The sequence below is a fragment of the uncultured Campylobacter sp. genome, assembly GCF_938018035.1.
In the GTDB taxonomy this organism is placed as follows: domain Bacteria; phylum Campylobacterota; class Campylobacteria; order Campylobacterales; family Campylobacteraceae; genus Campylobacter_B.
Map to the genome: position 1 here is coordinate 1 of NZ_CALIJF010000145.1, position 1272 is coordinate 1272.

The 1272-nt window shown below is 31.8% G+C and carries 1 protein-coding gene; it reads right to left on the reverse strand.

Going from position 1 to position 1272, the window contains the following annotated elements:
* Nucleotides 1-69: 69 nt before the first annotated feature.
* The coding region (locus tag Q0257_RS04240) for a TM1812 family CRISPR-associated protein (protein WP_298021944.1) at nt 70-1272 on the reverse strand (1203 nt) is incomplete at its 5' end.

Genomic DNA, 1272 nt, shown 5'->3' on the forward strand with positions numbered 1-1272 from the left:
TTAAATTCTTCCTCGCGTCTTCTTCTTGCTCCGACGTCAAGGTGTGGTTTATTAGGGTGAATAGGGTTTTCACGCGCTTACCCCTAAAATATCGTCCTTTATGCAGAATTTTTTATAGTCTTCTAAAAGCCGTTTGAAATTTAACTTTGTATTTGCTATTTCATCGCTACTGTTTCCGTGAGCTAGATTATTTCTTAATTTTTCAGCCGCAATGATAAAATTCTTAAATTCTTCTATATCCGGAATTCTTTCTAGTTTGTTGCAGATCGAATTCTTTATATCGCCTAGATATTCCTTAGCTTTTTTCTCGCTAAGTCCGAAATGAGTTTGCGCCTTTTCTGTGCCAAATAAATAAGATTTCATATCGCTACCGATTTTTACTAAATTTCTCGATTGATTGGTTAAATTATAAGAATCAAAAAATCCGCTATTTTTAAATTCTCTTACGTAAGCTTCTGCTTTGGGACTAATTTTTTCTAACCCGCTTACGCAATAATATCCAACCCCTTCAAATAGTAATGTTATAGCATTTAGCAAATAGCCCTTTTTATTAAGTACCTTTGCTATCTCGTATAATTTTTGATAATCTCTCTTTTTGCTAATTTGTTTTAAATTCTCTATATGGTCTTTGATTTTATCAAGGCTAGATTTAAATGTAAAAATTTGCTCATGCTTTTTAATATTCTCGATGTATTGCAAAACTATATCAAAGCGACTTTCTAGTGCCTTTATTGAATTGGCAAGAATATCGTTTGAAAATTTCGTTAATTCGCCTCTTAAATTTTCAAAATCCTCGTTTTCAAATGCGGCTACGAATGAAACGGTATAATTTTTATCGAATGTTTCGAGCATATACGACATATTTGCAAGCTCTAAGTATTCTTTTAAATCGATAATTTCATACTCTTTTTGATTTATTATCTCTTTTGCGAAAAATATATGTTTGATTTTATTCGTATCGCTTAAGCTTTGAGATATAAGCGAGATGGTGGCTAAAATAGGAATATGCCTAAAGCCGTGAGTTAGATCAATTATATATTTGCCATCCTCGCTGGTCGCATCATTTATAATACGTAGAATTTCATAAAAGTCCTTATCGTCGCTAATAAAATTTTGCTCTTTGAATATCTCAATATACTCCGTTTGAAATTCCTTTTCTAAAACATCCAGTTGAGTCTTTTTGGCATCCACTGTAAAAATAGGCACTACGTTTTGTATACCAAAATTATCTATCAGCAGAGGAAGCATATTCGTATATCTTTGCTTTTTTAA